Annotated in this window: 18 protein-coding genes and 2 pseudogenes; 11 read left to right on the plus strand and 9 right to left on the minus strand. The window is 47.9% G+C overall.

Annotation, left to right across the window (positions count from 1 at the left end; all coding sequences use genetic code 11):
* Positions 1-35: 35 nt before the first annotated feature.
* Together ACM1PF_RS03395 and ACM1PF_RS03400 are read right to left on the minus strand one after the other, a co-directional pair.
* Positions 36-455, minus strand: coding sequence for a DoxX family protein (locus ACM1PF_RS03395; protein ID WP_416672312.1), 420 nt, complete (start codon positions 453-455; stop codon positions 36-38).
* 230 nt (positions 456-685) lie between these two features.
* A complete protein-coding gene (locus tag ACM1PF_RS03400; RefSeq protein ID WP_416672314.1) occupies positions 686-2,029 on the minus strand; it encodes an NAD(P)/FAD-dependent oxidoreductase in 1,344 nt (447 codons plus the stop codon).
* Between the two features lie 323 nt (positions 2,030-2,352).
* Here ACM1PF_RS03400 and ACM1PF_RS03405 point away from each other — a divergent pair, with 323 nt between their 5' ends.
* Together ACM1PF_RS03405 and ACM1PF_RS03410 are read left to right on the plus strand one after the other, a co-directional pair.
* Complete coding sequence (locus ACM1PF_RS03405) at positions 2,353-2,937, plus strand: peroxiredoxin family protein (RefSeq protein ID WP_416672316.1); 585 nt, start codon at positions 2,353-2,355, stop codon at positions 2,935-2,937.
* 376 nt (positions 2,938-3,313) lie between these two features.
* Positions 3,314-3,562, plus strand: a complete 249-nt coding sequence (locus ACM1PF_RS03410; protein WP_416672317.1) for a hypothetical protein — start codon at positions 3,314-3,316, stop codon at positions 3,560-3,562.
* A gap of 178 nt (positions 3,563-3,740) precedes the next feature.
* Here ACM1PF_RS03410 and ACM1PF_RS03415 read toward each other — a convergent pair whose 3' ends face one another.
* Positions 3,741-4,706 carry an integron integrase gene (locus ACM1PF_RS03415; protein WP_416676548.1) on the minus strand — a complete coding sequence of 322 codons (966 nt, stop codon included), beginning with the start codon at positions 4,704-4,706 and terminating at the stop codon, positions 3,741-3,743.
* 336 nt (positions 4,707-5,042) lie between these two features.
* Here ACM1PF_RS03415 and ACM1PF_RS03420 point away from each other — a divergent pair, with 336 nt between their 5' ends.
* Positions 5,043-6,320: a glycosyltransferase gene (locus ACM1PF_RS03420; RefSeq protein WP_416672319.1), complete on the plus strand. Its 1,278-nt coding sequence runs from the start codon at positions 5,043-5,045 to the stop codon at positions 6,318-6,320.
* A 110-nt stretch (positions 6,321-6,430) separates the two neighbouring features.
* Complete coding sequence (locus ACM1PF_RS03425; RefSeq protein ID WP_416672321.1) at positions 6,431-6,736, plus strand: hypothetical protein; 306 nt, start codon at positions 6,431-6,433, stop codon at positions 6,734-6,736.
* A gap of 168 nt (positions 6,737-6,904) precedes the next feature.
* Here the strand turns inward: ACM1PF_RS03425 and ACM1PF_RS03430 are convergent, their stop codons facing one another.
* Positions 6,905-8,122: an IS256 family transposase gene (locus ACM1PF_RS03430; RefSeq protein ID WP_416672322.1), complete on the minus strand. Its 1,218-nt coding sequence runs from the start codon at positions 8,120-8,122 to the stop codon at positions 6,905-6,907.
* 227 nt (positions 8,123-8,349) lie between these two features.
* Here ACM1PF_RS03430 and tnpC (ACM1PF_RS03435) point away from each other — a divergent pair, with 227 nt between their 5' ends.
* From tnpC (ACM1PF_RS03435) to ACM1PF_RS03450, 4 genes and pseudogenes are all read left to right on the plus strand, one after another.
* Positions 8,350-9,846 (plus strand): IS66 family transposase, encoded by a 1,497-nt coding sequence (tnpC, locus tag ACM1PF_RS03435; protein ID WP_416672324.1) that lies wholly within the window; start codon positions 8,350-8,352, stop codon positions 9,844-9,846.
* Between the two features lie 27 nt (positions 9,847-9,873).
* A pseudogene (locus tag ACM1PF_RS03440) lies at positions 9,874-10,227 on the plus strand (Uma2 family endonuclease); the annotation flags it as partial.
* A 32-nt stretch (positions 10,228-10,259) separates the two neighbouring features.
* Positions 10,260-10,682 carry a YeeE/YedE family protein gene (locus tag ACM1PF_RS03445; protein WP_416672325.1) on the plus strand — a complete coding sequence of 141 codons (423 nt, stop codon included), beginning with the start codon at positions 10,260-10,262 and terminating at the stop codon, positions 10,680-10,682.
* 41 nt (positions 10,683-10,723) lie between these two features.
* The gene (locus ACM1PF_RS03450) at positions 10,724-11,164 is read left to right on the plus strand and encodes a DUF6691 family protein (RefSeq protein WP_416672326.1); all 441 of its coding nucleotides are present in this window, start codon (positions 10,724-10,726) and stop codon (positions 11,162-11,164) included.
* Between the two features lie 226 nt (positions 11,165-11,390).
* On the opposite strand, the gene ACM1PF_RS03455 is transcribed toward ACM1PF_RS03450, so the two are convergent.
* The gene (locus tag ACM1PF_RS03455) at positions 11,391-12,380 is read right to left on the minus strand and encodes an SIMPL domain-containing protein (protein WP_416672327.1); all 990 of its coding nucleotides are present in this window, start codon (positions 12,378-12,380) and stop codon (positions 11,391-11,393) included.
* Positions 12,381-12,612: 232 nt separating this feature from the next.
* Here ACM1PF_RS03455 and rd point away from each other — a divergent pair, with 232 nt between their 5' ends.
* Entirely contained in the window at positions 12,613-12,774 is a 162-nt protein-coding gene (gene rd / locus ACM1PF_RS03460) for a rubredoxin (protein WP_416672328.1), read from the plus strand.
* A gap of 181 nt (positions 12,775-12,955) precedes the next feature.
* Positions 12,956-13,162: a type II toxin-antitoxin system HicB family antitoxin gene (locus tag ACM1PF_RS03465; RefSeq protein WP_416672330.1), complete on the plus strand. Its 207-nt coding sequence runs from the start codon at positions 12,956-12,958 to the stop codon at positions 13,160-13,162.
* Between the two features lie 338 nt (positions 13,163-13,500).
* Here the strand turns inward: ACM1PF_RS03465 and ACM1PF_RS03470 are convergent, their stop codons facing one another.
* From ACM1PF_RS03470 to ACM1PF_RS03485, 4 genes and pseudogenes are all read right to left on the minus strand, one after another.
* Positions 13,501-14,289, minus strand: coding sequence for a winged helix-turn-helix domain-containing protein (locus tag ACM1PF_RS03470; RefSeq protein ID WP_416676951.1), 789 nt, complete (start codon positions 14,287-14,289; stop codon positions 13,501-13,503).
* Positions 14,192-15,688, minus strand: coding sequence for an IS66 family transposase (gene tnpC, locus ACM1PF_RS03475; RefSeq protein WP_416672324.1), 1,497 nt, complete (start codon positions 15,686-15,688; stop codon positions 14,192-14,194). Before tnpC (ACM1PF_RS03475) ends, ACM1PF_RS03470 begins: the two co-directional genes overlap by 98 nt.
* A 309-nt stretch (positions 15,689-15,997) precedes the next feature.
* A pseudogene (locus ACM1PF_RS03480) lies at positions 15,998-17,025 on the minus strand (IS5 family transposase).
* A gap of 35 nt (positions 17,026-17,060) precedes the next feature.
* Positions 17,061-18,512, minus strand: a complete 1,452-nt coding sequence (locus ACM1PF_RS03485; protein ID WP_416672332.1) for a hypothetical protein — start codon at positions 18,510-18,512, stop codon at positions 17,061-17,063.
* 180 nt (positions 18,513-18,692) lie between these two features.
* Between ACM1PF_RS03485 and ACM1PF_RS03490 the strand changes: the two genes are divergently transcribed.
* Positions 18,693-19,235, plus strand: coding sequence for an REP-associated tyrosine transposase (locus ACM1PF_RS03490; protein WP_416672333.1), 543 nt, complete (start codon positions 18,693-18,695; stop codon positions 19,233-19,235).
* Positions 19,236-19,276 lie beyond the last annotated feature (41 nt).

Here is a 19,276-nt window from a genome sequence, read left to right on the forward strand (position 1 = left end):
CTGCTGTGCGCCCTTACAGTGGGCAGTACCCGCCCTTAGGAGAAGGATTTGGAATCAGAACGCCCGGATTGGGCCAGCCATTCGTCAATGCTGATCGCACCTGCACCGTATGCCAAAACCATGAGCAATCCACCCATCAAAGTCAGATTTCTGACAAACGAGCTGAGTTCATCCGGATTAGCGATCGGATTATGGAAAACAATCGTGGCAGGAATGAGGAATGCGAGCAGTAGGATAGAACCAATGCGGGCTTTAAACCCAAAAATGACCATCAAAGAACCAACAATTAAGAAGGCGATCGTAAATACCAGAGTGACAGAGGCTAGCGGAATTCCAGCTCCTGCCATAAATTGACGAGTCCCCTCAAAATCCAGTACTTTGCTGATACCCGATTGCAGAAACATTAATGTCACCAGGGTACGGGCAACGACCGGAACATATCGTTGAACAAACATTTTAAAGAACTCCTTGGCTTCAGGTAGACCAATCAACAGCTAGACCAATAAACCACTAGACTAATAAACCACAAATGCAACAGGATAGTTTGCGTTGCTGAGTGCATTTGACAAACTCATCAGGTGAATCAATGCAGTAAAGCTTGAGTTGAACCGTTCAGGTGGTGCGGCAATGTAGAACTTAGGCGGCTTCCAGGGTTTTCAATCTTTATATTTCCCAGCCTGGCAACTTAATGCTCTTCTGAGTGGTACCGGGAAGATGAACTCGCCTGTAGTATGGCCGGCTTAGTAGACGATCGCACCCTGGACTGAGTGCTATGTCTGTAAAGCTTTGGAGCCGAAATCCGCCGACTGATTCGATCGCCGAGTAAATAACTATGTAACCAGGTTAACAGTACGAGCAGTCGATTACGAAATCCGGGCAAATACACCAGATGAACGCCTAACCACATCAACCAGGGTAAAAATCCGGTCAGCGCAAACTTGCCAATCTGACCCACGCCAGAGTAGCAGCCAATGATGGCTAGCCGCCCCTTATTGAAATAGCTGAAGGACTGAGGGGCTTTACCCTGAAGCTGACGGGCGATATTCTTTGCCACTGCCACCCCCTGCTGTAAGGCCTCCGGAGCCACACCTGCTAACGGCTTACCGTTTTGCTCCACATACGCCATATCACCGATCGCATAGACCTCTGGATAGTCTACGGTCTGAAGGGTCGATCGCACAGCTAACTTACCCTTAGCTTTAGCTGGCAAATCAGTTGAAGTGTCGGGTACGGTGGCTTCCAGCCCGGCGGTCCAAATCACGGTCGCTGCCAGAAGCGTTGTTCCATCCTCCAGGTGAACGGTTCCCTCCGTCACCTGGCTCACCTTTGTGTCCAGATAAATTTCTATCCCCACCTGCCACAGCCGCTTGTAGGTGTAATGTCCCAACTTCGGCGGTAGCTCCGGCAGCAATCGATCGCCCGACTGCACCAGTAAAATGCGGATTTCCTGAGGATCAATGGTGGGATAGTCCCGAACGATCGCCGTTTTGACCAGTTCTGTGATTGCCCCAGCGACTTCCACCCCCGTTGCGCCACCCCCCACAATGGCAAAGGTCAACAGTTGCCGACGAAGCTCCGTATCAGAGGTGTGGGCAGCCTGTTCAAAACAGGCAAGGATTTGATTTCGCAGGGCAATGGCTTCCTCCAGGGTTCGCAGAGGCAAAGCATATTCAGATGCACCCTCAACCCCTAGATACTTCGTCTGACTGCCTGTTGCCAGTACCAGATAATCGTAGGGAATCACATCACCATCTGCCCGGAGCCATTTCTGATCCAGGTTGATCTCCTCAACCTCCGCCATCAAGAACCGCAGGCGGTAGGGCGATCGCCGCAGTAAGTTGCGGATGGGAAAAGTAACCTGCTCCGGTTCCAGTTGGGCGGCCGCCACCTGATACAGCAATGGCACAAACGTATGATAGTTGTTGCGATCGATCAGCAACACTTCAACTCCATGCTGGGCAAGCGACTGAGCCGCCTGCATGCCACCAAATCCAGCCCCGACGACAACAACGCGAGGGTATCTTTGCACCGTTGTCCTCCAAAATGCTACGTGAAACTTAAGGGGTATTTTACGAAATGTAAACGTTATTCACTATTGAGGGGTTTTTAAATCAGTTTTGTCTCTCTCCTAAGATAGAGTTTTGCGATTTGTTACGCTGTAATTCCGGGAGTCATTACAAAATTTTTACAAGTTGATGAAGTAAATATACTGCTGCCGATCGGACTCGACTCAGGAGGGGTATGGTTTTGAGCGATCGTTTACGATAGATTCAGGGCTGAGTTGAGGCGATCGGCCTGTCCGGCGTAGACTAAAGGGACAGGATGGGTGTTCCTAATCGGAGGCGTTCAAGTATGGTGGCAACCAATGACATTAGTGGACTGCTGAGTGAGCGGTTTGTTAAGAACCTGTTTCCGATCCCACCCACCAATCAGTTTCCGATGGCAATGCTTGCCCCTCCCTTTGAGTTAGTTAATGTCCAGACTGGGCAATTCGTGAAGCTATCAGACTATGTTGGCCCACTGTCTGCTGGGATTGCCAGTGCTGGGATTGCCATCGATCGCCGCCCGGTGGTGCTGGCTTTCACCCGGATTTTTACCGATCGCCATTACTGTCCGCTCTGCCATCCGCATATTGTGGCCATGAATCAGTCCTACGAAAAGTTTGTGCAGCGTGGCGCGGAAGTGTTGATGATCACCAGCACAGATAAGTCCCAGAGCGAAATCGTTGCCCGTGATTTGGGGCTGAAAATGCCCTTACTCAGCGATCCAACCTGTCAGGTGTTTCGAATGTATCGCCTCGGACAGGCTCTCGGTGCACCTCTACCCGCCCAATTTATCCTCGATCGCACGGGACAAATTCGCTTCCGCCATCTGTTCTCTTTTCTGGAACCCAATGCCAGTGTCGATCGGTTGTTGTCTGTCCTGGATGCAATTTAGCTGCTTGATAGGGAAACGTTTGAAATCCTTGAAATCACAGCATTGTGACTCTGCAAACCTGGGCAACGAATCGCTAACCAAACTGTAACAATTTTAACTTGATTTGCTCGATCGATTAATGCTACGCTCATCAGCTATAGCTATCTTTTGGGTTGCATAGACCTGGGGGTAGCTGGACGACCTGGAGACGAACTTCTCTAGCGGAGGTCAAGCGCGCCTGGCAAGCAAAACGCTTAACCTCCTGACCCAGACTACTCAAGCTAGTCCAGGCTAGGGTGTATGATACCACCCGATGCCTGTCGCTTGCCCTGTCTGATATTGAGGGCTAGTCTCTGGGGTTTCTTCAAACCCTGGAACACAAGGAGATTCATGAACTATGTCTGACAAACTGTTCGATCAGCCCCCCTCTGGCGATCGGCTGATTTCCCCTGCCCGGCGATCGGTCAAAATTCTGATGATCGGTCAACCCAATGATGTGGAAATCACGATTGCTCGTCTGTACCAGTGCGATTTCTGTCGCGCCGAGGATTGGTCAAGACCTTTACCCTTCTCGCAAATCCAGCAGGCGACAACAAAAGAACCCGGAGAAATTATGCGGATCTATGTTCGTTCAATGACCCTCTAACTTCATCTTCTTTTTCTTGTGGGGTGGGCATCTTGCCCGCCCAATCTATGAAGTCGGCGATCGCACCAATGATTCAATCTACAATCCTGAAGTTATCCTGTTTGTGTTCTTAGGGGCGATCGGATTTTGGGTAATTGGTAATGGGTGATAGGGAATGGAGGGAAGGGGACGATCGGGTTTAGACATCGAGGGGACTGCGAACACCCTTGCCACCTCGATTCAACACGTGGGTATAAATCATCGTGGTTTCCACATCCTTGTGGCCCAGCAACTCTTGCACCGTGCGGATGTCGTAGCCGTTCTGGAGTAAATGCGTCGCAAAGCTGTGGCGAAAGGTGTGACAGGTGACTCGTTTCTCTATCCCTGTTCGTTTCACTGCTTCCCTTACTGCCCGTTGGATTCCCGTTTCATGCAGATGATGTCGTCGGGTTACACCACTGCGCGGATCTTGCGACAGACGATCGGCAGGAAACACATACTGCCATATCCAACTGCGATCGGCATGGGGATATTTGCGCTCCAGGGCGAAGGGTAAGTAGACCGAGCCATAACCGCGCTCCAGGTCTTGATGGTGCAACTGTCGCACCGTTTGCAGATGCGCTTGCAGGGGTTCAACCACACAAGCAGGCAACATCGTGACTCGGCTCTCTTTGCCTTTGGCCTCTCGAATCACCAATTGCTGTTGAGCAAAATCCACATCTTTCACCCGCAATGCCAATCCCTCACTCAAGCGTAGTCCGCTACCATGTAGCAATTGAATCACCAACTTGTACATGCCATACAAGTGAGAAATGACTTGCTGCACTTCCTCTGGCGTTAAGACAGTGGGGAGGTAGCGCGATTTCTTTGCCCGCACGGCATTAATGCCAACTAGCTCTTGTTGCAAGACGACACGATAAAGGAAAATAATGGCATTAAGTGCCTGATTCTGAGTGCTGGCTGCGACCTGTTCGGTTACAGCTAAATGGGTGAGAAACTGCGTGACCTCTGGTGCGCCCATCTCGTTAGGATGGCGTTTGTTGTGAAACAGGATGAAGCGACGAATCCAGGAGACGTAAGTTTTCTCCGTGCTATATGAATAATGCTTGACCCGTATAGCATCACGCACTTGGTCAAGTAGCTTTCGAGGACGAGGTTCCAGCATCGGATCGTGCAACACTCTTGTATAAAATACATCTTGTAGTATAGGTATTTTACTGAGATTGTCTGGTCGGATCTACGGAATTTCGCTGTAGATCCACCCTAATTCAAGTAGATGTACAGTAGGATTGTTGTAAATCCAGCTATTTGAGGCAGATATACAGCAGGGAGTTTGTTCATTCACCTCGGATGAAAGGATATGTAGAGCTACTCTGTACAATAAATAGTTGGGCTGCTTTATATCTTGGTAAGGGCGGTACTCCAGTTTCACTGTTGGGGCAGTGAGGCTTTAAAATCAAGCAAGTATTCTATACGGTGTCATTAGCTGAGAGGCGCAGTAGTGAGCCGAATTGTTTTAACCACCATGGGGTCTTTTGGTGATTTGCACCCTAAAATTGCGATCGCGCTTGAGTTACGAAAGCGTGGTCATGATGTCGTGTTTGCAACTCACAAGGAATATCAGGATAAAGTTGAGGCTCTCGGTTTCGCGTTTCGTCGAATGCGTCCTGACAACACTGCGCTTCATGATCCTCAAGAAATGGCGCGGATGATGGATCTGAAAACGGGCACTGAGTACGTCATCAAAAATTGGGTTTGTGCGAATTTACGTGAAACCTACACCGATTTAATGGCTAGTGCTGAAGATGCAGACTTCATCATTACAGGTGAAGGAGTTGTAGCGGCTCGATTGGTCGCAGAAAAGTTAGGAATTCCGTGGGCGTTCGCTGTCCTACAGCCTGCCTCATTTCTTTCGGTTTATGATCCATCCGTCTTGCCTATACTGCCGTTTCTTGCCAAGTTACGGGGGCTAGGTTCGCTTGCTAACCGAGGCATCATTCAATTATCAAAAGTGTTGTCTAAATCCTGGGCAGAGCCGATCCATGAATTACGACGCGAGCTTGGCTTGCCACCTTTGAAGGGAAATCCATTCATTGATGATAAATATTCACCTTACCTTGTACTAGCATTATTCTCTTCAGTATTCGCAAAGCCTCAACCTGATTGGGCAAGAAATACGGTACTCACTGGGTTTGCATTTTATGATGGCAACGAAGGTGAGACAGAACTTGCACCGGAACTTCAACAGTTTTTGGATAAGGGCGATCCCCCAATTGTTTTTACTTTAGGTTCAGCCGCAGTGATGGCTCCTGGTCGTTTTTACCAGGAAAGTATTGAAGCTGCAATGCAACTGAATTGCCGTGCTGTTTTGCTAATGGGTAAAAATGCTCCTCCAAAGGATCTGCCAGAGAACATTTTTTCCATAACTTATGTTCCCTACTCTCAAGTTTTTCCGCGTGCTTGTGCGATCGTGCATCAAGGTGGCATTGGCACAACAGCTCAGGCATTACGGGCAGGTCGCCCAACTCTTGTCATGCCTTATAGCCATGATCAACCGGATAATGCAGCCAGAGTTGAACGCTTGGGAACATCACGGACAATTCTTCGAAATCAGTACACAGCCGACCGAGTAGTCAAGCAATTACGTCAGTTGTTAGAAAATCCAAGTTATGCAACTAAAGCTTCAGAAGTTAGCGGTATCATCCAATCAGAAAATGGGGTTGGTGTAGCCTGTGATGCGATTGAAAAACAACTTCAAACTGCTTCAACTAGGTCATAAGCACCAGCACCCCAACACTTCAAGGCAGCGGACAGATGAAAGCCGCTTGTGGGGTTGCCGAGGTTATTTGCCGCCGCTGCTTTTTGCCGTTAGCCTTCTAGTTGGTGCTGGTGGCGGTACTTGAAGCGTATCTGTTGATTAACTTAACCTGTCGAAAACGCAAGTCAATCTTCACAATCCGCGTGATTCAATTTATGTCGAATTTTAAATATGCCGAAAAAATTCTTTGCATTGGTGGCTCAACGCTAAATTCAGGGACGCTTGAAAATCTTAGAAATAGTTTAATCCAAACAAATTTTTTAGAAGATTGGGCAATCATTTTTGCAAATCATTGCTATTTCAATCTGCAATCCGCAGAGAGATATATAGAGAAAATAAATTCGGATTTTGAAGGACTGGAACTTGTTTTTGTGTAAGGATTCAGGTGCTTGACCAGGGAATGAGAGTAGGCATCGGATGAGCGGCATCGATTTGAGTTGCCGCAATCAAGACCTGTCGTAAGAATTGCAAAGCAGAACGCCCTTGTGCGCGACAAGTCTGAATCACAGACGGATATGTCAAACAGATTGTGTCAGGGAGCAAAGTTAAAGCGGAAACCTATCTTCAAACTCGATGGCAAAACGGTTGAGTGCCGCCTTCCAATCTTTGATAGGCATCGTCCACTTTTTAGCAATGTTAGCAATTGCCAGGTAAACGACTTTGAGCGCAGAATCATCGGTTGGGAAAGCTCGATGATTTTTGAGGACTTTCCTGAGGGTCATGTTGAGGGATTCGATGGCGTTGGTGGTGTAGATAGCTTTGCGAATTTCAGCTGGAAAGGCAAAGAATGGGATGATGCGTCCCCAGTGATTCATCCAGGACTTGCTGATGGTCGGGTATTGTTTATCCCAAGCCTCTGCAAACTCAACTAGCCGCTGTTCTGCCTGGTTTTCAGTGCTAGAGGTGTAGATCAATCGCAGGTCAGCAGCAACTGCTTTGCAATCTTTGTAGGAGACATAGCTTAGGGAATTCCTCACCATATGGACAATGCACAACTGCACCGTCGTTTTGGGAAAGACCGTCTCAATGGCATCGGCAAAGCCTGTCAGTCCATCGACACAAGCGATGAAGATGTCCTTGAGTCCTCGATTCTGTAACTCTGTCAGAATCGCTAACCAGAATTTGGCAGATTCATTCTGAGTCATCCACATCCCCAGTAATTCCTTGGTACCGGACAAGGTCACCCCCAGAGCCAGGTGGATCGCTTTGTTGACCACTCGTCCGTCTTGGCGAACTTTGACCACAATCGCATCAAAGTAGACAATCGGGTAGAGCGCATCAAGCGGTCGATTTTGCCAGAGTTTGCGTTCCGCTTCGACCGCATCAGTGATGTTGGAAATCAGTCCAGCCGATACCTCCACTCCATAGAGGTCTTGCAATTGAGCTTGAATATCACGAGGACTCATGCCTCGGGCATACAGGCTGAGAATCTTGTCATCAAACCCGTTAAAGCGAGTTTGTCCCTTCTTGACGATGATGGGCTCAAATTCACTGTGACGGTCACGGGGAACCGCGATCTCAGCTTGTCCAAACTCGCCCTTGATTGTCTTCTTGCTGTGCCCGTTGCGACGATTGCGAGCCGTTTTGCCCTCACTGGCTGGTTCAGAGGATTGTTCCTCCAGATGCGTTTTCATCTCTGCATTCAAACACCGCTCTACCAAGGCTGCCGTCAATTGTTTGACAATGCCCTCGTTGCCTAGGAGGTCTTCCGGGTTCTCGTAGCCTTGGAGCAGTTCATCGAGTAATTCAGGTCGAAAAGTCATAGGGTTGTGTCTCAAGTTCTATAGTTCATTAGATCTTGTTTTATTCTCTGACACAATCTAATTTACAATCCCTCAAGCGGTTTTATCTTCTATCTTCTCCTGTTCATACACCTGATCAGGAGTACGGTAATTTAATGCTTGATGCGGACGCTCTTGATTAGTATCCGTACACAGGGTAAAGCAGAAAGAGTGAGCGATGTGAGGGTAAGTCTGCTAGGCTAAAACGCATGGAATCCCCGAATGCCTTTTTAAGCGAAATTTCAGCAGAGGACTGGGCCAACACACCGGAGAGTGTCAAGCAGTTGGTGCAGCGTCTATTGGAGCGTATTGAGGCATTAGAGGCAGGCCAGCAAGCGTTACAAGAGCAAATTCAGCGCAATTCCAAAAACTCCTCGCAACCGCCTTCGCAAGACCCTCCGAAGGGATTCAAGGCTACCCCGAAAAAGAAAAGTGGGAAAGCGCGAGGCGGACAACCGGGACATCCGGGACATTCGCAGGAACTTTACCCGCCGGAACAATGTACGCGCATTGAGGATCACTACCCTGAGGTGTGTTGCGAATGTGGACATCGCTTGAGAGGGAAAGATGCCAATCCGCAACGGTGTCAGATCGTAGATTTGCCACCGTTACAACCGATTGTTTTGGAACATCGCTTTCATGCGTTGGAGTGCCCCCAGTGTGGGGTAAGCAGCCGTGCCTATGATGGCGAGATTGTGGATGGTTGTCGCTATGGGGAAAGGCTGTGTGCATTAGTCGCACTGTTGAGTGGAGAGTATCGTCAAAGTCACCGGATGGTGGTGCGGCTGTTGAGTGAATTGTTTGAGATTCCCATCTCCGTGGGCAGTGTCGGACGCTTGCGGCAACAGATGAGTGAAGCGATTGAGCAACCCGTCGAAGCGGTTCATCGCTATGTGCAGCAGCAACCCGTTGTTGGGATAGATGAAACGAGTTTGCCTCAGGGTAACGCCGATGGGAACAATGGCAAGGGGAAGCGAGGCTGGTTGTGGGTGATGGTAACCCCGTTGGTGTGCTATTTCCAGGTGGCGTTAAGCCGCTCTCAAGCCACCGCTCAAAGCATCTTAGGAACTGATTTTGCTGGGATTGTCAACAGCGACCGCTACAGTGCTTACAACTGGTTAAACTTGCAATGGCGACAATTGTGTTGGGCGCATCTGAAACGCGATTTCACCAAAATTGCCGAACGGGGTGGGGTGAGCCAGACCTTGGGAGAGCAACTTCTCCAACAGCAAGAGAAATTATTTGAGTTATGGCATCGGGTGCGAGATGGAACCTTAGCACGCCCCCAATGGATAGAAGCCGTAGCACCCATTCGACAACGGGTGAAAGCACTGTTGGAAGAAGGAGCGGCTTACCCAATTGGGACCAGAGAAAAGACACCTTTGGCAAAGACGGTGCGAACCTGTCAGCAGTTACTCAAAGTAGAACCTGCTTTATGGTTATTCGTCACAACCGTTGGAGTAGAGCCAACCAATAATGCAGCAGAACAGGCGATTCGTCCAGCAGTGTTGTGGCGACGCTGTAGCTATGGCTCCCAAAGTGAGGCAGGCAGTTTGTTTGTCGGACGAATGATGACGGTTGTAGCAACGCTGCGGCGGCAAAATCGCCATGTCCTCGATTATCTCACCGATGCTTGCTATGCCAAGCGTCGGGGCTTGCCTGCCCCTTCTTTACTTCCGCTTCCCGACCTACAGCGATCCTCCTGACTACCTTGCTAACCCTGTGTACGGATACAGAAAATTGACTATGCTCAGTTAGGCATTCTCTACTACGCGATTTATGTTCCCACTCGTCGCAACCGCTGCAAGCGTCAACCATTGGAAGTCTACCGACTGGAAAATCGTGAATACGTTCTGCAATCGGATATGCCTCTGGGCGATCGGGTTTGGCTGCCGGAGGTTGGGCTGGCCCTGGGACGAGAGCGGGGAATTCACCTGGGACGAGAGCGGGAATGGCTGTACTGGTACACTCAGGAGGGACAACGCTTGCCAACTCCTGAAGAATTGGCCCAGCGAGAACAGCAGCGGGCCGATCGCCTGGCTGCACGACTGCGGGAGTTGGGGATTGATCCGGCGGAGCTGGAATAGCTGAAAGTGAAGGTTTGAATAAAGGAGAGCAAATGGCTGAATTTAATTGGATTACTGCCCTGGTGGGCGGAATGTTGATTGGCACCAGTGCGACTCTGTTACTTGCCTTTAACGGGCGGATTGCGGGGATTAGTGGCATGGTGAATGGGGCGATCACCTTTGCTGCCAGTGAAGCCTGGCGTTGGCTGTTTATTGTCGGCATGATAGGGGGAGCAGCCCTGTATGAGTATGGCTTTGCACCTGAACCCACTCCCACGTCTACCTTTGCCCCGGTTGCCATGATTGTAGGTGGATTTTTAGTCGGATTTGGCACACGGATGGGCAATGGTTGTACCAGTGGTCACGGGGTCTGTGGGCTGGGGCGATTGTCCGGTCGATCGCTGGTGGCTGTGCTGACTTTCTTAGCAACTGCCTTTATTACAGTCTTTCTAACTCGCCATGTTTTTGTGATTTAGTTCCCGTTTACATCTACTCTTAAGTATTCGCGCATTTCACCATGAAACAAAATATTATTGTTCTAATCTCCGGCATCCTGTTCGGTTTTGGTCTTGGTTTATCGCAAATGATCGATCGCGATCGGGTTCTTGGATTCTTAGACGCGGCAGGAACCTGGGATCCCACATTACTATTCGTATTGGGTGGAGCCGTAGGAGTCACGGCCATTACCTTTCGGTTTGTCTTAAACCGTCCTCATCCCCTGTTTGGCGATCGATTTTATTTACCCACCGTACAGTCGATCGATCCAATTTTAGTGGGGGGAGCGGCGATCTTTGGGATTGGTTGGGGGGTTTCAGGCTATTGTCCTGGGCCAGGTATTACCGCGTTGATTTTAGGCATCTGGAATCCGGTCTTGTTCTTAATCGCAATGGTATTGGGTTCCCTGGCATACAAGTGGTTTTCCACCGCATCTCAGCCCCGGCGAGAAGTCCAACAGTAGGTCTTGCGATCCAAAATCAGAATACGTAGGGTGGGCGGTGCCCACCATCAGGTAGGTTTGTGGCTCAAACAACCTGCACCACCGTTCTGCTTCTCCAACTGGACTACTGTTCTGCCTTTTTGACTGGGCGGGCAAGACTTCGGCTTGAGCTCAGTCGAAACGCTGCCCACCCCACAAGAGTTTTGGTGATTAAGTTTATATTCCTCAGATCAGCAGGGGGCTGGAACTAACGACTGCGGCGAACGGGATAGGTGACGAAGATACTGCGCTGCGATCGCACCTCGGCAGGAGCCAATGAATCGTAGTAGGACGGGCTGGGGAAGGAAGTACCAAAAATGGAACCGCTGGCGGTTTCAGCATCACAGTAGGAGGTTGTACCACCAAAGAACCCAGCCGCGCTGCCAAAGATTCCCGATAGGGATAAGGCGGAATCGGCCACGGAGGGCACGTCGCCAATTTCTACTCCCAGGGCTTCTGCTACAACAGCCGCTCGACTGCGGGCATTGGCTACGGCATCCCGGTAGGCATCCCGTTCCAGAGCCTGACAGCCTGCGGTGCTGAGGGTGTATTGCACGTATCGATCCTGGAGATAAAGGGATTCGTGATTTGCCACCGAGTTCTCCACTGCGGTGACTAATTCCTGCACTTGCTGCCGGGTTGGATTGGCTACTGTCAGAGACAAGCTCGCACTGTTGGGATAGTAGAGGGTAGCGAAGTCATTGTCTGGTGCTGGATCAGAGGGCAATCGCAACCGAATGTCGTTACGCACAATGCCACCGTTGACCAGGGCATCGATCGCAGGCTGGAGGCTGGTTCGACCGAGGGAGAGGGGTTCGGGTGGAGCGGGGCAAGGCTCAATTCGGGAGAGATCGATCGTTTCTGGTAATAATCCCGACTCGTCATAGTAGCAGGCGTAGGGATCGTAGTAAGGGTCGTAGTTGACGAACACGAGTTCAATCTCAGCGGTTTCAGCCGCCGCACTGGCAACGCCCTGCCCCTGTACCATCACCGTTTGCTCGTCAATATTGGCGTAGGGAAAAAATTGGGCGATTTGCTCGGATTCAGTGGGTGAGGGGAGCACCTGAGCATCAGCCGGACTGGGATCGATCGCCTCCTCATCGGGAAGGGCTGCTAGGGCGATCGTGCGTCCTCCAATTCCAGCCAGTGCTGCAACGATTCCGATACTTACCTGAATAACAGTTTTTCTAATCAGCACACAATAACTCCTCAAAATAATATCCTCCTAAGTTAACCCGCAGGAGATGAAAATCTAGCGTTTGCAACTAAAACTTAAAACTCTTGAAAGGGTTGTGAGTCGGTCAATCGCGGCGATCGAGTTCAGCAGAATTCAACTGGGCTGTTTACTGTTCAACGTAGTTTTGTAAGATCAGGATGACTTGCCGATCCAAAGTCCGATTCTTGAGTCCGATTCTTGATGAGGTGAACCCATGCAAAAGTACGAATGCACGGTCTGTGGCTATGTTTACGATCCAGAGATCGGCGATCCGGATTCTGGGATTGAACCGGGTACGCCCTTTGAAGAGATTCCGGAGGATTGGGTTTGTCCAACCTGCGGAGCAATGAAGGATCAGTTTGAGGCGATCGATTGATTGAGTTGATCACCAAAGGATGAAACCTATGCTGCGTGCAAAGGATTGTATCGAGGTTGTTCATAGGTCAGTGATAATCCACAATCTCTACGTTGTAAGCATCTCCGTCTTGCCATTGGTGCGATCGGTGAGTTTCTGAGACAGATAGAATTGGAAGTGGCTGAATTCTGGAATGACGGGAATGTTGAGCAAATATATTCAGGCTGCCATGTATTGCGCGACCTATGAAATTCTGGAGGACGATCGGAGTTTCTATGGTGAAATTCCAGAATTGCCAGGGGTGTATGCCACGGCTGAAACGTTGAGGCAGTGCCGCGATCGGCTTCAAGAGGTGTTGGAAGGTTGGATATTGCTGGGCTTGCATTTGCAGCATCCAGAGGCAGCGTAATGTCAAACTTTGGAGCCACCAAGCGTTCATCTCGCTCGAAAGGGAACTGCAAATTTTATTGTGTCAGCTTACTGATAAATCGCTCACAATGAATTGCGGACTATGAGATCAAGTTCAGAAGAATCAGGGTTCTAGCACTCATCTCGTACTTTTCAAACAGGTTTTGAGAAACGAAGCTCAATCTACTAACCTACTTTGTCAGACATTGTTCATTTCAATAATCCGGACAATTTTAAGACGCCAACGGTAGAATACGGGTTTTAACCTCTACTGCGAAAACTGTCTGGATTATTACCATTATAAAATGGACTTTATAAGTCATTCTAAATCTTGAATTCTCACTCGGTGCCAGAAAAATAGTCATTTTCAGCCTTCTTCGTAAGCTTATAAACTCTTCGTGTTCCCTCACCTTCTCGGATAAGCAAACCTAAGTTTTCATCCAATCTCTTTGCTCTCCGACCTATTAGCTGATGTGAGCAGTCAAGTTCTTCAGCAATTTCCTTTGGTTTAAGGGATTTCTCTGCTTTATGAATTTCATAAATCATTCCACGTTCTATATCTGGCAAAAGCTTGTTTCTGTCTATTCTTTTGAGCTCTGCCTCTATAGTTTCAGAATTAGAGATAACATTCAAAGGGCTTTGGCAAAGCGGACACTTCATATTAGTAACTTCCTCAAGAAATTGAAGTTGCTCGAAAGGAAAGTTCTTATTGCAGTCCAGGTTACAACAAATAATTCGCTTCGAGTTCCTCAAGAATTCCTCGATTTTATTGTTGAAATTAAAAGGCCTTGCAACAAAATACGCTCTGTATTCACGCCCTTTTGGTTTCCCCCAGCGTAAATTTTGCCTAACACATAAACCATAGTTCAAACAATACACAGATTGTTTGCCACCGTCACGGCTACTTAGTTCACTATATTTGCTGACAAAGAAATTTAGTTCAAGTGTTTTCAAGAACTGCTCATGAATCGGATTAAAATGAAAATGACTAGTTTGCGGATTGTATCCGTACACAGGGTTAGCAAGGTAGTCAGGAGGATCGCTGTAGGTCGGGAAGCGGAAGTAAAGAAGGGGCAGGCAAGCCCCGACGCTTGGCATAGCAAGCATCGGTGAGATAATCGAGGACATGGCGATTTTGCCGCCGCAGCGTTGCTACAACCGTCATCATTCGTCCGACAAACAAACTGCCTGCCTCACTTTGGGAGCCATAGCTACAGCGTCGCCACAACACTGCTGGACGAATCGCCTGTTCTGCTGCATTATTGGTTGGCTCTACTCCAACGGTTGTGACGAATAACCATAAAGCAGGTTCTACTTTGAGTAACTGCTGACAGGTTCGCACCGTCTTTGCCAAAGGTGTCTTTTCTCTGGTCCCAATTGGGTAAGCCGCTCCTTCTTCCAACAGTGCTTTCACCCGTTGTCGAATGGGTGCTACGGCTTCTATCCATTGGGGGCGTGCTAAGGTTCCATCTCGCACCCGATGCCATAACTCAAATAATTTCTCTTGCTGTTGGAGAAGTTGCTCTCCCAAGGTCTGGCTCACCCCACCCCGTTCGGCAATTTTGGTGAAATCGCGTTTCAGATGCGCCCAACACAATTGTCGCCATTGCAAGTTTAACCAGTTGTAAGCACTGTAGCGGTCGCTGTTGACAATCCCAGCAAAATCAGTTCCTAAGATGCTTTGAGCGGTGGCTTGAGAGCGGCTTAACGCCACCTGGAAATAGCACACCAACGGGGTTACCATCACCCACAACCAGCCTCGCTTCCCCTTGCCATTGTTCCCATCGGCGTTACCCTGAGGCAAACTCGTTTCATCTATCCCAACAACGGGTTGCTGCTGCACATAGCGATGAACCGCTTCGACGGGTTGCTCAATCGCTTCACTCATCTGTTGCCGCAAGCGTCCGACACTGCCCACGGAGATGGGAATCTCAAACAATTCACTCAACAGCCGCACCACCATCCGGTGACTTTGACGATACTCTCCACTCAACAGTGCGACTAATGCACACAGCCTTTCCCCATAGCGACAACCATCCACAATCTCGCCATCATAGGCACGGCTGCTTACCCCACACTGGGGGCACTCCAACGCATGAAAGCGATGTTCCAAAACAATCGGTTGTAACGGTGGCAAATCTACGATCTGACACCGTTGCGGATTGGCATCTTTCCCTCTCAAGCGATGTCCACATTCGCAACACACCTCAGGGTAGTGATCCTCAATGCGCGTACATTGTTCCGGCGGGTAAAGTTCCTGCGAATGTCCCGGATGTCCCGGTTGTCCGCCTCGCGCTTTCCCACTTTTCTTTTTCGGGGTAGCCTTGAATCCCTTCGGAGGGTCTTGCGAAGGCGGTTGCGAGGAGTTTTTGGAATTGCGCTGAATTTGCTCTTGTAACGCTTGCTGGCCTGCCTCTAATGCCTCAATACGCTCCAATAGACGCTGCACCAACTGCTTGACACTCTCCGGTGTGTTGGCCCAGTCCTCTGCTGAAATTTCGCTTAAAAAGGCATTCGGGGATTCCATGCGTTTTAGCCTAGCAGACTTACCCTCACATCGCTCACTCTTTCTGCTTTACCCTGTGTACGGATACTGCGGATTTGACTTGATATCGGCATAGATGCTTCCGGATAGATCTCCAGTTATAATCCTTTTTCTAATGCTGATCATTTCATCGACGAAAACATTAGGGAACCTCGATTAATTCATTTTGAGGTAAGATTGGGTCTCAAATGAGACAAAGAACAACGTTGTGCTGATAGTCATGCAATCAATTCTTCATTCCATGCAGCCAACAGAACACTCCAATGCACCCCTACGCTTCAATTTTCTGCCTCAGCAAGGACATTGAGTCTGTAAAAACGTGTAGCGTACAAAGTTGTAGGTCAAGTTTTTCAACCCTAGCGTTGCCTTCGCTCTCACTAGACCAATCGAACGGATGAGCTTGCCTCCCATCTGCATCGTCCACCGACCAAACACATGCTCGACTCTGGCACGAGTTTTGGATTTGTCACGATTGGATTGCTTTTGCGCCTCACTGAGGGGACGATTGCGATAAGCCCGTTCATGAATTTGGCTCTCAAAGCCCATTAGTTCTAAAGTCTCCTCAATGGCAGCACTGCGATAAGCACTGTCTGCCCAAATTTCATCACTCTGGTTGTCTTCATCGAGTAATGCTCCTAACACTTGAGAGTCATGCACTGAGGCATCTGTAACCGCATAACGACGAATCAAACCGTACGCTGCATCGATGCCAATGTGGTCTTTATAGCCGAAGTAACTCTTATCCCCCTTTTCGTCCAGCGCGCATCGGTGTCTTTTTGAGCGCGGCGATGCGGTTGATCTTGCCACTGTTGGGGGGTCTTGCCCTGCTTGATCTGCTCGTTTTCTTTGTCGCTGTTGTGTTGTTTGGGGACGGGAATCAGCGTCGCATCGACGATTTGTCCACCTTTAGCTGCATAGCCTTGCTCAACGAGATAGCCATCAAACTGCTCAAACACTGCTTCAATCAATCCTTGTTCACTCAGTTGTTTGCGAAACAGCCATACCGTTGTGGCATCGGGAACTTCATCGGCTAAGCCAAAGCCCATGAATTGCATGAACGATAGTCGGTCGCTCACCTGATACTCTAATTCTTCGTCGCTAATGTTGTACAACTGTTGCAGCACCAACAACTTAAACATGACGACGACATCCATTGCTTTACGACCCGCGTTGCTCTTGCGAGGTTTATTATGAATTTTCTCTAGAGTCGGGCGGAACTCCTGCCAGGGAATAATTTGATCGAGCCTCATCAGTAAATCTTTTTTCTGGTTCAATTTGCTCTGACGTTTTTCCCACTCCCAAACTCCAGTTTGGCTCATTGTTCCCTGCTCCGTTCTAACCTAATGTTATGATCTCATAGTAGTCTCAATTTAAGACGCTCCTGAAACAATTTTTCGAGGTTCCCATTAAGAAGTTCCCTCATTTGAAGAATAGATATTTTTTCATCAATTGATTTAAGGGAATAAGTTGTGCTTTGAAAAAAAGGTTCAATCGCAAGTTCGTAGTATTTCTCAGCAGCGTCGGTTAGAGCAGCTCTATTGATGGAATTTCCGTAAGCAATTTTACTCTCATAGCAGTAGTAGAGAATGTAACCAATGATGCGAGGTACATTCATTGATATTTGAAATATTAGTTCATAGTATTCTTCGATGGATTCTTTCCTAATATCGAAGAACAGCTCAACTGGTTGATTCGTGAAATATTTTACCCGCTTCTCAATCAACCTTTTTGTGAAATTGAGTGCCTTATCTTCCATGACACTTCTATCAACCCTAGTAGAGTAAAGATTGTAAAAGTCAAGATTAATTTTGTCAATTTTCCCCTGGTCAATTTTCCCATAATAAATTCTATTTGGATATGCGGCAACCTTGAATTTAATAAAGTCTTGCGACCAGTTGTTTAAGGGGGATAAGATTACATCAACAAAGATCCTCATTGAGTGATCAGGTATCTCTGAGAAATCATCAAGTAAAACCACTAAGCTTCTAATTCTAAGAGTTGACAATACTTCCCTTAGCTGAGAAATAAAGTTTTTTATTTGAAAAACCTTTAAAAATACATTAGAGAACTGCTCTTCTAATTCAGATATATTTTTTCTAGAAGATTTGTTCATTTTATTAGAAGATAAAGAAGCTTCCATTTCTACTTCTGCTCTTTGTACTTTTCCTCCAATACTATCATTTTCATTTAGAGCAGTTTCGTTGCTTCTCTCCGTAAAGGACTTTCTAGCAACAGTAATTTGCTGAAGAGAAGGGATTTCAATCTTCTTTAAAAGCTCATTATTATTTATGCTACTAGTTAATTCCCGCAGCTTTTCCTTCACAATTTGCGCTTCACCTATTCCTAGAAAATTCTTTATTTTTCCAAGTAAGCCCTCAGATCTTTCTTGAATCTCCTCAGTTAACGAGCGCAAAATACTCTGTAAAAAGCTTCTTTCAAGAATATACTGCTTTAAAGCTTCATTAGGCATCACTTCACCAAAATGTTCAATGCCAAGAAATTCTGTTTGTGAAGACTCAAATATTGTTTTTGTATCTATGTAGCAAGATAGTACGTCATTTCGCTTTCTGTACTCCCGTTGAAGTTTTAGAAAGATTGTCGATTTACCAGTCCCTTTGCGTCCAATCAAGAATGTCGTGTTGTCAGTCAGACATGTTTTCAGAATTTGCTCGTTAGGTAGCAAATCAGTATATAAAGCATCAACGAGATCCTTCCCTGATTCGTCAACTATCTCAGCTCTACGATACTTCTTTAATGAGTCTACCGCTTCAAAAAACTTATCTTTTTCGTTTTGAGAATAAGACATGTCTATCTAAATTAATTGACTTCTAATAAACCTTATAGCATTTGAATTCCAGTTTCGCTACTTACGAGAAATGTAGATCTAGCACCAGTAGGTTGGGTTTCGTGCCTCAACCCAACAATTCCCTATGTTCATTTCCAAGCTGCACAACCCACTCTAGAACAAAAGAATGGGATTCAACCAATGCAGTACCGCCGTGTCATAACACCAGGAGCCACCTACTTCTTTACCCTTGTCACCCATCAACGACAAAGCATCTTTCATCAGCCAGAGCCGATCGCCCTACTCCGCCAAGCGTTTCATCATGTCAAACAATCCCATCCCTTCACCATTGAGGCGATCGTGATCTTGCCCGATCATCTTCACTGTATCTGGACATTACCTGCTGAAGATGCCGATTTTTCCCTGCGCTGGCGATTGATCAAAAGTTACTTCAGCCGTTGTTGTCCCACTCAATACAAACAGCAGCGATCGAATTCGCGCCTTCGGAAAGGGGAGCAAGCGGTGTGGCAGCGACGATTTTGGGAACACCAAATTCGGGATGAAGCGGATTTTGCCCATCATGTGGATTATATTCACTACAATCCTGTGAAACATCAGTTAGTCGAAGCTCCAAAAGACTGGGCATATTCTAGCTTTCATCGATATGTCATGGCTGGAGCTTATGCTGAGGGGTGGGGGATGGAGGGTGGAATCAAGTTTGCTGACAGTGTGGGTCAGGAGTGAGGCATTAAGTGTTGGGTTTCGTGCCTCAACCCAACCTACTA

The sequence above is a fragment of the Egbenema bharatensis FJBBOT/2019 genome (assembly GCF_048077055.1).
Classification (GTDB): domain Bacteria; phylum Cyanobacteriota; class Cyanobacteriia; order Elainellales; family Elainellaceae; genus Egbenema; species Egbenema bharatensis.